This is a genomic window from Mesorhizobium sp. P2_D1, from assembly GCF_056404455.1.
In genome coordinates, this window is the sequence record NZ_JBFUDZ010000089.1 from 1 (window position 1) to 13,151 (window position 13,151).

Genomic DNA, 13,151 nt, shown 5'->3' on the forward strand with positions numbered 1-13,151 from the left:
TCTTTTGCCTGGGCGCGACCCGCGACCAGGCGCCCCGCAGCTCATCGAGCCACCAGTCGAAAAAATCCAGAACCTGCGCGTTGAGTGTCGCCACAACCAGCCGCCCGCCACCCCGGCTGATTCTCAGCCAGGATTTTCAGGCTGAGACTACTACAATTGCTGGCGTGATGCGGATATTCGCGAAGACGGGGAAGGGCGGTTGGTCACAGGTTTTGTTGGATAGCGATGCCCAAGGGCAACGCTATGGCAGGCAGGGACGACGATCGGGCAGGCGATTGGTCTGCACACAACGGCAGCAAGGCGAACATAGAAAAACGTGCACTGTCACCGTAATTCTACTGTCACTCAATTGGGAATCAGCGTGAGTGCTTCAAAAGGTCATGAATCCGCTGAAAATTTTCAACACAAGGGCCATTCTCCTGTAAAAAATCAACTTCGTCTTCGTCTACCTCCACTATTTCGATACAATGCAAATAGGGTGAGCCAAGTCCAACAAAATAACCGGTTGCCTGTGCCGCCATGACGTCCGCCTCTAATTTCAGGAGGGCTTCACTGTTGTCGGGTTCCAAAAAAGAGCCGTGCTCTGCATCTGATTGCTTCGAAATCCATTCGGTCTCCAGCCAATTTCCACCAATGGGCACCAGCCCGAGGGCGCGAAAAAGGCGAGATCGGGAGTGACCGAGAGACCAAATTCTGACGGCTCCGCCAGACGAAAACAATGCCACTCCCGTTTCAAGACCGTCGTAAAAGTCAAACGGTATAATCATCCTAAAATTGGGATTGCGATTTGATCCGCGATGTCGTGCGAACTCGCGCAAGAAATCACTTGAAGAGGTCATGCCACACCTGTGCCAATTCGTTGGTGACAGCGCTAGTAAACATCGCTGTATAGTGGTTTGGGTCTTTTGCCGTCTTTTAAGCCAATCCCAGCGAATTAATCGCTGTCACCGTAATTCAAGGCAGGAGAGACTACGGCTCTATTCATCTGGCAGTTTTTCTGGTTCCAATCGGCCACCTTTAAGAACCCATACATTGTCCGGGGTGGAAGAAGTATCAACCCATTTTTGCCAGTGGCGAGCCAGCCATGTTGGTGAAATGGCCACCATACCTTCCAGTTTCGCTTCTATGGGAAAGACAACAAGGATATTCCCTGCGTCGTAGCCACAATCGCGAATGAAGCCCAAACCGGATTCTTCAAACGCTGTGAAAAGCATACAATTTAATATTTCTTCTCGCGGAATCATTCTTCGGAACCGAAACAGTGATCCACGAAAGAGTGGATCTTTGTCTTGTATATTAGTTAATTTTACCCAAGTCATTTTATATATAAAAGTCGGAATACGGCGACAGTACACTATTTTCTTGTTCAGTGCCGGGGTGATCGTAGCGTACCGTCGCTGTAGATCATGCGGCCGGCGCGGAAGGTGGCGCGGACGCGTGCGACCGGCTGGCGGTCGGCGACGACGAGATCGGCCAGAAGTCCCGTCTCGATGGCGCCACGGTCGTCAAGTCCCAATGCCTTGGCCGGATTGGTGCTGGTCAGTGCGGCCGCCGCCACAAGGCCACTGTCACCCAGCGCCGCCAGGCTGAGTACAGCCGGCAGGATCGAGGCCGGGTGGTAGTCGCTGGCCAGCATGTCAAGCAGTCCGGCCTCGTAGGCCTGCCGGGCGGAAAGATTGCCGGAATAGGAATTGCCGCGCAGTGCATTGGGCGCGCCCATGACGGTGTGCATTCCGAGCCTGCGGGCTTCTTGYGCCGCCTCCAGGGTCACCGGGAATTCGCTGAGCGCRGCACCCAGGCCATGGACGAATTCCACYTTCTCCAGCGTGTCGTCGTCATGCGAGGCGAGCACGATGCCGCGGGCGCGGGCAAATGCCGACAGGTCCTGCAGCGTGCTGAGGACGTCGCCATGTCCGTTTCGGCCGGCGATGCGCTGGCCGACGATCTCCGATGCCTCGGCAACCGACATGCCGCGCTCCTTGGCGATGCGGGCGATGTAGAGTTCGACGTCGCGGTACTGCCCCTGTCCGGGCGTGTGGTCCATCAGCGAGATCAGGTGCAGCTTGCCGGCGTCCATCAGCCTTTGCAGCACGCCGATGGCTGCGGCGAAAGTCACCTCGAAGCGCGCATGGATGCGATGATCGACCAACAGGTGGTCCTTCAGTCCGGCAATGGTCTCGATGATATCAGACGTATGCTCTTCCGAGCGCAGCACGCCGCTGGTGAAGCTGGCGCCGATGAAGGAGAGCGCGGCATAGGCCGTGGTCACGCCGCAGGAGGCCAGCTTCTTGTCGAGTTCGGCAATGCCGATCGTCATCGGCACGTGGACGCCGAGGCGGGGCTCCACTTCCCTCTCCACCATGTCGCCATGCATGTCGATGAAACCAGGCAGCAGCAGGCGGCCTCCACCCACGATGTCGACATTCTCGACAGGCGCGTCGCAGACCTCTGCTATGCGGCCGTTTTCGATCCGGATGGCGCCATTGGCAATGACGCGGTCGCGCAGGACGATTTCGAATTCACTCAGCCACATCTAGTCTCTCTTTGGCTCTATTCTGGGTTTGAGCATGATCTTCCCGGAAACGGATTCGCTTTGCGGGATCAAGCTCCAGGTCGGCGCGTTGCTGGGCACAGGGTGCTGCGGATCCTGGAAGACCTGGTCGGCCCCTGTTCCACCACAAGCCCGCTGCGCAGGCATAACCCGGTCGGCTGTCGTTCTGATGACACCGAAATCTTGCGGGACCACAACCATGGTGGTGTGGCGGTGCAGCCGTTTCAGCGTGCCATGCGCAGCGAATGTTGCGATCCCGGGTTATCCCGCATTGCACAATTGCCTCGCTTGGGCACAATGCAGGCATGGTCCGAACCGCACTCGCCGTCCTGGTGATCGATGAAAACCGCATCCGCGCCGCGATCATCGAGGCGGGCTTGCGCGAGGCCGGCCATGAGCGGGTCACCGTCATCCATGACGTGACCGGCATTGCGCGGCGGATCGCCGAGATCGAACCCGACGTCATCGTGATCGATCTCGAAAACCCGAACCGCGACATGCTGGAAAACATGTTCCAGCTGTCGCGCGCGGTGAAGCGGCCGATCGCCATGTTCGTCGACCGCTCCGACCAGGCCTCGATCGAGGCGGCGGTCGATGCCGGCGTTTCGGCCTATGTCGTCGACGGTCTGCGGCAGGAACGCGTCAAGCCGATCCTCGACATGGCGGTTAGCCGTTTCAATGCCTTTTCGCGCATGGCGCGCGAACTGGAAGAGGCGCGCAGCGAGCTCGAGAGCCGCAAGGTGATCGATCGCGCCAAGGGCATCCTGATGAAGTCGCGCGGCCTCAGCGAAGAGGCCGCCTACACGCTGCTGCGCAAGACGGCGATGAACCAGAACCGCAAGATCAGCGACATCGCCCAGAGCCTGGTGACTGCCGCCGGCTTGCTGGGACCGGCGGAGGACGAATGAGCATGGGCGCCGAGCATCAGATCACCGCCGGCTTCATGCCGCTGTTCGACAGCGCCGTGCTGGTCGCGGCGGGCGAGCTTGGCTTTGCCGCGCGCGAAGGCGTCGACCTCACGCTGCACCGCGAGACGTCCTGGGCCAACATCCGCGACCGCATCGCCATCGGCCACTTCCATCTCGCGCATATGCTGGGACCGATGCCGCTCGCCTGCAATCTCGGGCTGACGCCGCTCGCTTCAGAGACCATCGTGCCGTTCTCACTCGGTCTCGGCGGCAATTGCGTCACCATTTCCAATGCCGTCTGGGCCGGTATGGCAACGCATGGCGCTGCGCCCGATCTCGACCCGGCGCGCGCCGGTGCCGCACTTGGCGCGCTCATCCGCGAGCGCGCCGCTGCGGGGTGCGACCCGCTGCGCTTCGCCGTCGTGCATCCGCATTCCGGGCATAACTACGAGCTGCGCTACTGGCTCGCCGCCTGTGGCATCGATCCGACGCGCGAGATCGAGATCGTCATCGTGCCGCCGCCCTTCATGGCCGACGCGCTGGCCACTGGGCGGATCGACGGCTACTGCGTCGGCGAACCCTGGAACAGCGCCGCGGTGGCCGCCGGCACCGGCCACATCGCCACCGTCAAGGCGCAGATATGGCGCAACAGCCCGGAGAAGGTGATCGGCGTGCGCAAGGTCTGGGCCGAACAGTCCCCCGACGCCTTGGCGGCGCTGCTGCGCGCGCTACACCACTCGGCGCGCTGGTGCCAGGATCCGGCCAACCATGGCGAACTGGCCGGGGTGATGGCGCAGCCCGGCTTCCTCGGCCTGCCGCCCGCGGTCCAGATGCCGATCCTGACCGGCCATCTCCAATTGGGTGGAGGCGCGGCGCTGGATATCGAAGACTTCTTCCTGCCCTTCGACAAGGCAGCGAACTTTCCGTGGAAGAGCCATGCGCTGTGGTTCTACACGCAGATGGTGCGCTGGGGGCATGTCGAACATACGCTTGGCAATCTCGCTATTGCYCGCGACTGCTACCGTCCCGATCTCTACCGTTCGGCGCTGAAGCCGCTTGGCGTCGCGCTGCCCGGCGCCAATTCGAAGGTCGAGGGGGCGCTGCGGGTGGCCACTGCGGTCGGCGCGACAGGGGCCGGCCTGGTGCTCGGCCCCGATGGCTTCTTCGACGGCCAGATCTTCGATCCCGATGAGGTCGAAGGCTACATTGCCGGCCAGAAATCGGCCAGCGCGGAAGCCTGATTATTTTCGCGCCATTCTTGTGCATTGCACAAAAATTGTGCGTGCGATTGCTCTAATGAACAATCTTTGGCCTGCTCGCCGTATCGCCTGGTGCGTCGGTGGCCGACGGCTTTCATTGATTTCATTGTTGTTTTTCCTTTCACCTGAAACTGGCATGGTTCATGCTTTGAAATAACCAGGCCCTCTTGGGGTCACGGAACAGGCGTCCAATGGCGGGCGCCCACAGGCAAAGCTGCCGCTCAGGTCAAGACGCGATCCGGATTTCCGGACGCGAAGGCCTGGCCGGCGGCTTTTTTGTTTTGGACCAATAATCGACGGCGCGGACCGCGTTCAACCGGAGACGACGATGAAGAAGACGATGAAGACATGGATCGGGACTGGAACATCGCCCAGGGATGTGACGCGCCGCGATTTTCTGGTCAGCAGTGCGATGACGGCGGGGCTGTTCATGGCCGCCCGCAAGCTCTTCCCCTCCGGCGCCTATGCGGCCACGACCTCGCCGGAGGTCACCGGCGCCAAGCTCGGCTTCATCGCGCTGACCGATGCCGCACCRCTGATGATYGCCAAGGAGAAGGGGTTTTTCGAGAAGTTCGGCATGCCCGATGTCGAGGTGCTCAAGCAGGCGTCCTGGGGCGCGACGCGCGACAATCTGATGCTCGGCGGCGCGGCCAACGGCATCGACGGCGCCCATATCCTGACGCCGCTGCCCTATTTGATGCACACCGGCAAGGTGACGCAGAACAATCAGCCGATGCCGATGGCGATCGTGGCGCGGCTCAACTATGACTGCCAGGGCATTTCGGTCGCCCAGGAATATGCCGGCACCGGTGTCGGCCTCGACGCCTCGAAGCTGAAGGACGCCTTCGCCGCCAAGAAGGCGGCCGGCAAGGACATCAAGGCCGCCATGACCTTCCCGGGCGGCACCCATGATCTATGGCTGCGCTACTGGCTCGCCGCCGGCGGCATCGATCCCGACAAGGACGTCTCGACCATCGTCGTGCCGCCGCCGCAGATGGTGGCCAACATGAAGGTCGGCAACATGGATGTGTTCTGCGTCGGCGAGCCGTGGAACGAGCAGCTCGTCCACCAGGGCGTCGGCTTCACCGCCGCCACGACGGGCGAATTGTGGAAGGGCCATCCGGAAAAGGCGCTCGGCCTGCGCGCCGAATTCATCGACAAATACCCGAACGCCACCAAGGCGATCCTGATGGCCGTCATGGAAGCCCAGCAATGGTGCGAGGCCAAGGAGAACAAGGACGAGATGGCCGCCATCATCGGCAAGCGGCAATGGATGAACGTGCCTGTCGCCGACATCATCGGCCGCCTCAAGGGCGACATCAACTACGGCAATGGCCGCGTCGCCACCGGCACCGATCTCTACATGAAGTTCTGGAAGGGCGGCGTGTCCTATCCGTTCAAGAGTCATGACTCGTGGTTCCTCGCCGAGAACATCCGTTGGGGCAAGTTCGCGCCGACCACCGATATCAAGGCGCTGGTCGACCAGGTCAACCGCGAGGACCTGTGGCGCGAGGCGGCCAAGGACCTTGGCGTGGCGGCAGCCGACATTCCGGCATCCTCGTCGCGCGGTGTCGAGACCTTCTTCGACGGCAAGGTCTTCGATCCGGCCAACCCGTCCGCCTATCTCGACAGCCTGAAGATCAAGGCCTCGGCATAACGAGCGCAAACGGCGCATTCGCGTCGTTTGTCGCAGCGGCGCCTTGCGCCGTTGCGGAGATCCCGACCAAAGGAGTTTTTCCCAGACATGTCGATCCAGACAATCGAGGACACAACGGTGAAAGCGTTCCCCGCCAAGCCAGCGGAGGTCATCGCTTTCACCGCCAAGGCGCGGCGCCGTTTCGATCCGATGGTGATCGCCGGCAAACTGGCGAGCGCGCTGGTTCCGCCGGCCATCGTCATCGCCCTCATGCTGGTCGTCTGGCAGATCGCCTGCTCGTCGCCGACCGCCAGCCTGCCGCCGCCGAGCCAGGTGTGGAACGAGGCCTACGACCTGATCGCGCATCCGTTCTTCAACAATGGCCCGCAGGATATCGGGCTTGCCTGGCGGGTGCTGATCTCACTGCAGCGGGTCGCCATCGGCTTTGGCCTGGCGGCGATCGTCGGTGTGGCGCTCGGCGCGCTGGTTGGCCAGTCGATCTGGGCGATGCGCGGCCTCGATCCGGTGTTCCAAATACTGCGCACCGTGCCGCCGCTGGCCTGGCTGCCGCTGTCGCTGGCCGCGTTCCGCGATTCCAGCCCGTCGGCGCTGTTCGTCATCTTCATCACCTCGATCTGGCCGATCATCATCAACACCGCCGTCGGCGTGCGCAACATCCCCGAGGACTACCGCAACGTCGCGCGCATCCTGCGGCTCAACCAGTTCGAATTCTTCGTGAAGATCATGGTGCCGGCCGCCGCCCCCTACATCTTCACCGGCTTGAGGATCGGCATCGGCCTGTCTTGGCTCGCCATCGTCGCCGCCGAAATGCTGACCGGCGGCGTCGGCATCGGCTTCTTCATCTGGGACGCGTGGAACTCGTCGCGGCTGCCCGACATCATCGTCGCGCTCGCCTATATCGGCGTCACCGGCTTCTGCCTCGACCGCCTGGTCGCGGCGGTCGGCGCCTTCGTCACCCGCGGCACAACGGCAAAGTGAGGACAGCGCCATGACGGCCTATCTGAAGCTCGACCATATCGACAAATCCTTTGCCCGCGGCAATCAGGTCAGCGAGGTGCTGAAGGACATAAGGCTGACCATCGACAAGGGCGAATTCGTCTCCATCATCGGCCATTCCGGCTGCGGCAAGTCGACCTTGCTCAATTTGATCGCCGGGCTGACCACAGTGTCCGCAGGCGCCGTGCTGCTCGAGGACAGGGAGGTCGACAGCCCCGGACCCGAACGCGCGGTGGTGTTCCAGAATCACAGCCTGCTGCCGTGGCTGACCGTCTATGAGAACATCAACCTGGCGGTGTCGAAAGTCTTCGGCCGTTCGAAGAGCAAGGCCGAGCGGCATGACTGGATCATGCGCAATCTCGACCTCGTGCAGATGGCGCATGCCAGGGACAAGCGCCCGGCGGAAATCTCGGGCGGCATGAAGCAGCGCGTCGGCATCGCCCGGGCGCTGGCCATGGAGCCGAAGATCCTGCTGCTCGACGAGCCGTTCGGCGCGCTCGACGCGCTGACGCGCGCCCATCTGCAGGACGCGGTGATGGACATCCATTCGCGGCTCGGCTCGACGACGATCATGATCACCCACGATGTCGACGAGGCGGTGCTGCTCTCCGACCGCATCGTCATGATGACCAACGGCCCGGCGGCGACCATCGGCGAGGTGCTTGCGGTGCCGCTGGCGCGCCCACGCCGGCGCATCGAGCTCGCCTCCGACCGGACCTTCCTGCGCTGCCGCGAGGCGGTGCTGAAGTTCCTCTACGAACGCCACCGCTTCGTCGAAGCCGCGGAGTAGCATCATGAGCGAAAAACTCGTCATCATCGGCAACGGCATGGCTCCAGGGCGCATGCTGGAGCACCTGCTGGAACAGGCGCCGGGCCGCTACACGGTCACCATCTTCAACGCTGAACCACGGGTCAACTACGACCGCATCATGCTGTCGCCGGTGCTGTCGGGCGAGAAGGCCTATGAGGAAATCATCATCCACGGTGACGGCTGGTACATCGCCAACAACATCACCCTCTATAAGGGCCACAAGATCATCGCCATCGACCGGGCGGCGAAGACCGTCACCTCCGATCACGGCGTCACCGAGCCCTACGACAAGCTCGTCATCGCCACCGGCTCGGTGCCGTTCATCATCCCGGTGCCCGGCCATGATCTGCCGGGCGTGCTGACCTATCGCGACCTCGACGATGTCCAGGCGATGATGCTCGCCGCCCAGTCGCGGGCCAAAGCGGTGGTCATTGGCGGCGGCCTGCTTGGGCTGGAGGCGGCGGCCGGGCTGAACGCGCAAGGCATGGACGTCACCGTGCTGCATGTCATGCCGACACTGATGGAGCGCCAGCTCGATCCGGCGGCCGGCTATCTCCTGCAGCGCGCCGTGGAGCAGCGCGRCATCAAGGTCATCACCAAGGCCAACACAAAGGCGATCACTGGCAACGGCAAGGTCGGACAGGTGGAGCTCGCCGACGGCACCATCATTCCGGCGACGCTGGTGGTCATGGCGGTCGGCATCAGGCCGAATTCGGCGCTTGCCAAGGAAGCCGGCATTGCCGTCAATCGCGGCATCGTCGTCGACGCCGGCATGCGCAGCAACGATCCCGACATCTACGCGCTCGGCGAATGCGCCGAGGTCAACGGCCAGGTCTACGGCCTGGTCGCACCGCTCTACGAGATGGCGCGCGTTGCCGCCCAACAACTGGGCGGCAACGAGAAGGCGGCCTTCGTCCACATGGACACGCCGACCAAGCTCAAGGTCACCGGCATCGACCTGTTCTCGCTGGGCGACTTCGCCGAGGGAGAGGACCGCCAGGAGATCGTCCTGCGCGACGCGGCCGCCGGCGTCTACAAGCGCCTGGTGCTGAAGGACGACCGCATCATCGGCACGGTGCTCTATGGCGAGACGGCCGACGGCGCCTGGTTCAACGATCTCAAGAAGAAGCAGACCGACATTTCGCCAATGCGCGACACGCTCATATTCGGCCAGTCCTACCAGGGGGGTGCCCCGCTGGACCCTATGGCGGCCGTTGCAGCCTTGCCGGATGATGCGGAAATCTGCGGCTGCAACGGCGTTTGCAAGAGCAAGATCACCGGTGCGATCACGGCCAAGGGCCTGACCTCGCTCGACGATGTGCGCGCTCACACCAAGGCGTCGGCCTCCTGTGGCTCCTGCACCGGGCTGGTCGAAAAGCTGATGGTGCTGACCATCGGCGACAAATACAACCCGGCCGCGGTGCAGCCGATGTGCGGCTGCACCGCGCTCGGTCACGACGAGGTGCGCCGCCTGATCATGGCCAAGCGCCTGAAGACCATTCCGGCCGTTATGCAGGAGCTGGAATGGACGACCTCCTGCGGCTGCGCCAAATGCCGGCCGGCGCTCAACTACTATCTCGTCTGCGACTGGCCGGACGACTATGCCGACGACTACCAGTCGCGCTTCATCAACGAGCGCGTCCACGCCAACATCCAGAAGGACGGCACCTATTCGGTGGTGCCACGCATGTGGGGCGGAGTCACCAATGCGGCCGAACTGCGCGCCATCGCCGATGTCGTCGACAAGTTCGAGATCCCGATGGTCAAGGTCACCGGCGGCCAGCGCATCGACATGCTCGGCATCCGCAAGGAGGACCTGCCGGCGGTGTGGGCCGATCTCGGCCAGGCCGGCTTCGTCTCCGGCCATGCCTACGCTAAGGGCCTGCGCACCGTGAAGACCTGCGTCGGCTCGGACTGGTGCCGCTTCGGCACGCAGGATTCGACGGGCCTCGGCATCCGCATCGAGAAATTCATGTGGGGCTCGTGGACCCCGGCCAAGGTCAAGATGGCGGTGTCGGGTTGCCCAAGGAACTGCGCCGAGGCGACCTGCAAGGATGTCGGCGTCATCTGCGTCGACAGTGGCTACGAGATCCATTTCGCCGGGGCGGCCGGTCTCGACATCAAAGGCACCGAAGTGCTCGGCCTGGTCAGGACCGAGGACGAGGCGCTGGAGCATATCGTGGCGCTGACGCAGATGTATCGCGAGCAGGGCCGCTATCTCGAGCGTATCTACAAATGGGCCAAGCGCATCGGGATCCCCGAAATCAAGCGCCAGATCATGGACGATACGGGCAAGCGCAAGGCCTATTTCGACCGCTTCGTCTTCAGCCAGAAGTTCGCCCAGGTCGACCCGTGGTCGGAACGCGTGTCCGGCAAGGACAAGCACGAATTCCGGCCGATGGCGACTGTCGGTTTTGCGCAGGCGGCGGAGTAGGGCCGATGGAAGCGTTTCTTCCCACCCCCCTCTGGCCTGCCGGCCATCTCCCCCGCAAGGGGGGAGATCGGATGCTGTTTCGGCTTTCGCCAATCACCAACGTTGCGGAGTGGGCGCTGTCAGTGCAACTGCCGATCTCCCTCCTTGCGGGGGAGATGGCCGGCAGGCCAGAGGGGGGTGGCTGGGCGCCTTCAGATCGAGCAAAGGCGAGGATGGCCACATGAACTGGATCGCAATAGGCTCCTTGTCGGACATCCCCCGCCGTGGCGCGCGCTGCGTCGACACGCCGGAAGGCAAGATCGCCATCTTCCGCACCGCCGACGATCAGGTCTACGCCATCGAAGACCATTGCCCGCACAAGGGCGGACCGCTGAGCCAAGGCATCGTGCACGGCACGGCGGTGACCTGTCCCCTGCACAATTGGGTGATCTCGCTGGAGACGGGCAGGGCGCTCGGCGCCGATGAGGGCGCGGTGCGCACCATCCCGGTGCGGGTCGAAGGCGAGCGTCTGTTCATTGCGCTGGAAGCGCTGGCCAGCCGAGCGGCCTGACACATGGAGATTGACGCTGCGCGCGAGGTGAGGACCACCTGCCCCTATTGCGGGGTGGGCTGCGGCGTGCTGGCGAAGGTCGCCGCGGACGGGCAAGTGTCCGTCCGCGGCGACCCCGACCATCCGGCGAATTTCGGCCGGCTCTGCTCCAAGGGCTCGGCACTGGCCGAGACCATCGACCTCGACGGCAGGCTGCTTTATCCCGAAATCCACGGCCGTCGCGCCGGCTGGGACGAGGCGCTCGACCTCGTCGCCTCGACCTTCTCGCAAACGATCGCCGAGCACGGCCCCGATGCCGTCGCCTTCTACGTCTCCGGCCAGTTGCTGACCGAGGATTACTACGTCGCCAACAAGCTGATGAAGGGTTTTGTCGGCTCGGCCAACATCGACACCAATTCGCGCCTGTGCATGGCCTCTTCGGTCGCCGGCCACCGCCGCGCCTTTGGCTCCGACACCGTGCCGGGAAATTACGAGGATCTGGACCTTGCCGACCTCATCGTGCTGGTCGGCTCCAATCTCGCCTGGTGCCATCCCGTGCTCTACCAGCGCATCGCGGCGGCCCGGGAAAAGCGGCCGGAGATGAAGATCGTGCTGGTCGATCCGCGCCGCACCATGACCGCAGACATCGCCGACATGCACCTGGCGATCGCGCCCGATGGCGACGTCGCTTTGTTCACGGGGCTGCTCGCCTATCTCGGCCAGCACAACGCGCTGGACCGCGCCTATATCATGGCGCATACGACCGGCTTCGAGCAGGCGATTTTCGCCGCATCAGCGCTCGATCTTGCCGGTGTTGCCGCCGCCACGGGGCTGAGCGAGGACGAGCTTGGCCGTTTCTACAGCCTGTTCGCCGCGACCTCCAAGACCGTGACTGTCTACAGCCAAGGGGTGAACCAGTCGTCGTCGGGCACCGACAAGGTCAATGCCATCATCAACTGCCATCTCGCCACCGGCCGCATCGGCAGACCCGGCGCCGGGCCGTTTTCGGTGACTGGCCAGCCCAACGCCATGGGCGGCCGCGAGGTCGGCGGCATGGCCAATATGCTCGCCGCCCATATGGAGATTGAGAATCCCGACCATCGTGACCGCGTGCAGCGCTTCTGGACTGCTCCGGTCATTGCCGGAAGGCCGGGCTTGAAGGCGGTCGAGATGTTTCAGGCGGTGGCCGACGGACGCATCAAGGCGCTGTGGATCATGGCCACCAATCCGGTCGATTCGATGCCGGATGCCGACGCCGTCGAGGCGGCGATCAAGGCCTGCCCGTTCGTCGTGGTGTCGGACGTGCTGGCCAGGACCGACACCGTCCGCCACGCGCATGTCCGGCTGCCCGCCGCCGCCTGGGGCGAGAAGGACGGCACCGTCACCAACTCCGAGCGCCGCATCTCGCGCCAGCGCGCGTTCCTGGACCTTCCCGGCGAGGCGAGGCCCGACTGGCAGATCGTCGCTGAAGTCGGCAAGCGGATGGGTTTTGGCGAGGCATTTTTCTATACGTCGCCTTGGCAGGTGTTTGCCGAACATGCCGCGCTGTCACGGTTCGAGAATGACGGCGCGCGGGATTTCGATATTGGCGCTTATGCCGGGATTGATGCGGACGGGTATGAGGAATTGGCCCCGTTCCAGTGGCCAGCGCCGAGCCCAGCCACCCCCCTCTGGCCTGCCGGCCATCTCCCCCGCAAGGGGGGAGATTGGCAGTTTCGGCGTCCCTGCTCTTTCTCCAAAGTTGGCGATTGACGAAAGCCGGTGCGACATCCGATCTCCCCCCTTGCGGGGGAGATGGCCGGCAGGCCAGAGGGGGGTGGCTGGGCTCGGCGCTGGCCACTGGAACGGGGCCAATTCCTCATACCCGTCCGCATCAATCCCGGCATAAGCGCCAATATCGAAATCCCGCGCGCCGTCATTCTCGAACCGTGACAGCGCGGCATGTTCGGCAAACACCTGCCAAGGCGACGTATAGAAAAATGCCTCGCCAAAACCCATCCGCTTGC

General features: G+C 63.3%; 11 protein-coding genes. 8 read left to right on the forward strand and 3 right to left on the reverse strand.

What is annotated here, in order from left to right; translation table 11 throughout:
* Window positions 1–356: 356 nt before the first annotated feature.
* The 3 genes from AC1D0I_RS31275 to AC1D0I_RS31285 all read right to left on the reverse strand — a co-directional run bounded on the left by AC1D0I_RS31275 (window position 357) and on the right by AC1D0I_RS31285 (window position 2,533).
* Window positions 357–839: a hypothetical protein gene (locus AC1D0I_RS31275; RefSeq protein WP_477399979.1), complete on the reverse strand. Its 483-nt coding sequence runs from the start codon at window positions 837–839 to the stop codon at window positions 357–359.
* 138 nt (window positions 840–977) lie between these two features.
* The gene (gene imm45, locus AC1D0I_RS31280; RefSeq protein ID WP_477399981.1) at window positions 978–1,319 is read right to left on the reverse strand and encodes an Imm45 family immunity protein; all 342 of its coding nucleotides are present in this window, start codon (window positions 1,317–1,319) and stop codon (window positions 978–980) included.
* A 47-nt stretch (window positions 1,320–1,366) separates the two neighbouring features.
* Entirely contained in the window at window positions 1,367–2,533 is a 1,167-nt protein-coding gene (locus AC1D0I_RS31285; RefSeq protein ID WP_477399983.1) for an alpha-D-ribose 1-methylphosphonate 5-triphosphate diphosphatase, read from the reverse strand.
* Between the two features lie 323 nt (window positions 2,534–2,856).
* Between AC1D0I_RS31285 and AC1D0I_RS31290 the strand changes: the two genes are divergently transcribed.
* From AC1D0I_RS31290 to AC1D0I_RS31325, 8 genes are all read left to right on the forward strand, one after another.
* A complete protein-coding gene (locus AC1D0I_RS31290; protein WP_477282790.1) occupies window positions 2,857–3,459 on the forward strand; it encodes an ANTAR domain-containing response regulator in 603 nt (200 codons plus the stop codon).
* Between the two features lie 2 nt (window positions 3,460–3,461).
* The gene (locus AC1D0I_RS31295; protein WP_477399993.1) at window positions 3,462–4,700 is read left to right on the forward strand and encodes a CmpA/NrtA family ABC transporter substrate-binding protein; all 1,239 of its coding nucleotides are present in this window, start codon (window positions 3,462–3,464) and stop codon (window positions 4,698–4,700) included.
* A gap of 346 nt (window positions 4,701–5,046) precedes the next feature.
* Window positions 5,047–6,375, forward strand: coding sequence for a CmpA/NrtA family ABC transporter substrate-binding protein (locus AC1D0I_RS31300; RefSeq protein WP_477399985.1), 1,329 nt, complete (start codon window positions 5,047–5,049; stop codon window positions 6,373–6,375).
* An 87-nt stretch (window positions 6,376–6,462) separates the two neighbouring features.
* Complete coding sequence (gene ntrB, locus AC1D0I_RS31305; RefSeq protein ID WP_457150717.1) at window positions 6,463–7,353, forward strand: nitrate ABC transporter permease; 891 nt, start codon at window positions 6,463–6,465, stop codon at window positions 7,351–7,353.
* 10 nt (window positions 7,354–7,363) lie between these two features.
* Complete coding sequence (locus AC1D0I_RS31310) at window positions 7,364–8,161, forward strand: ABC transporter ATP-binding protein (RefSeq protein ID WP_477399987.1); 798 nt, start codon at window positions 7,364–7,366, stop codon at window positions 8,159–8,161.
* Between the two features lie 4 nt (window positions 8,162–8,165).
* Window positions 8,166–10,616: a nitrite reductase large subunit NirB gene (nirB, locus tag AC1D0I_RS31315; RefSeq protein ID WP_477399989.1), complete on the forward strand. Its 2,451-nt coding sequence runs from the start codon at window positions 8,166–8,168 to the stop codon at window positions 10,614–10,616.
* Window positions 10,617–10,836: 220 nt separating this feature from the next.
* Window positions 10,837–11,166, forward strand: coding sequence for a nitrite reductase small subunit NirD (nirD, locus tag AC1D0I_RS31320; protein WP_095091086.1), 330 nt, complete (start codon window positions 10,837–10,839; stop codon window positions 11,164–11,166).
* A gap of 3 nt (window positions 11,167–11,169) precedes the next feature.
* Entirely contained in the window at window positions 11,170–12,897 is a 1,728-nt protein-coding gene (locus AC1D0I_RS31325) for a molybdopterin-dependent oxidoreductase (RefSeq protein WP_477399991.1), read from the forward strand.
* Window positions 12,898–13,151 lie beyond the last annotated feature (254 nt).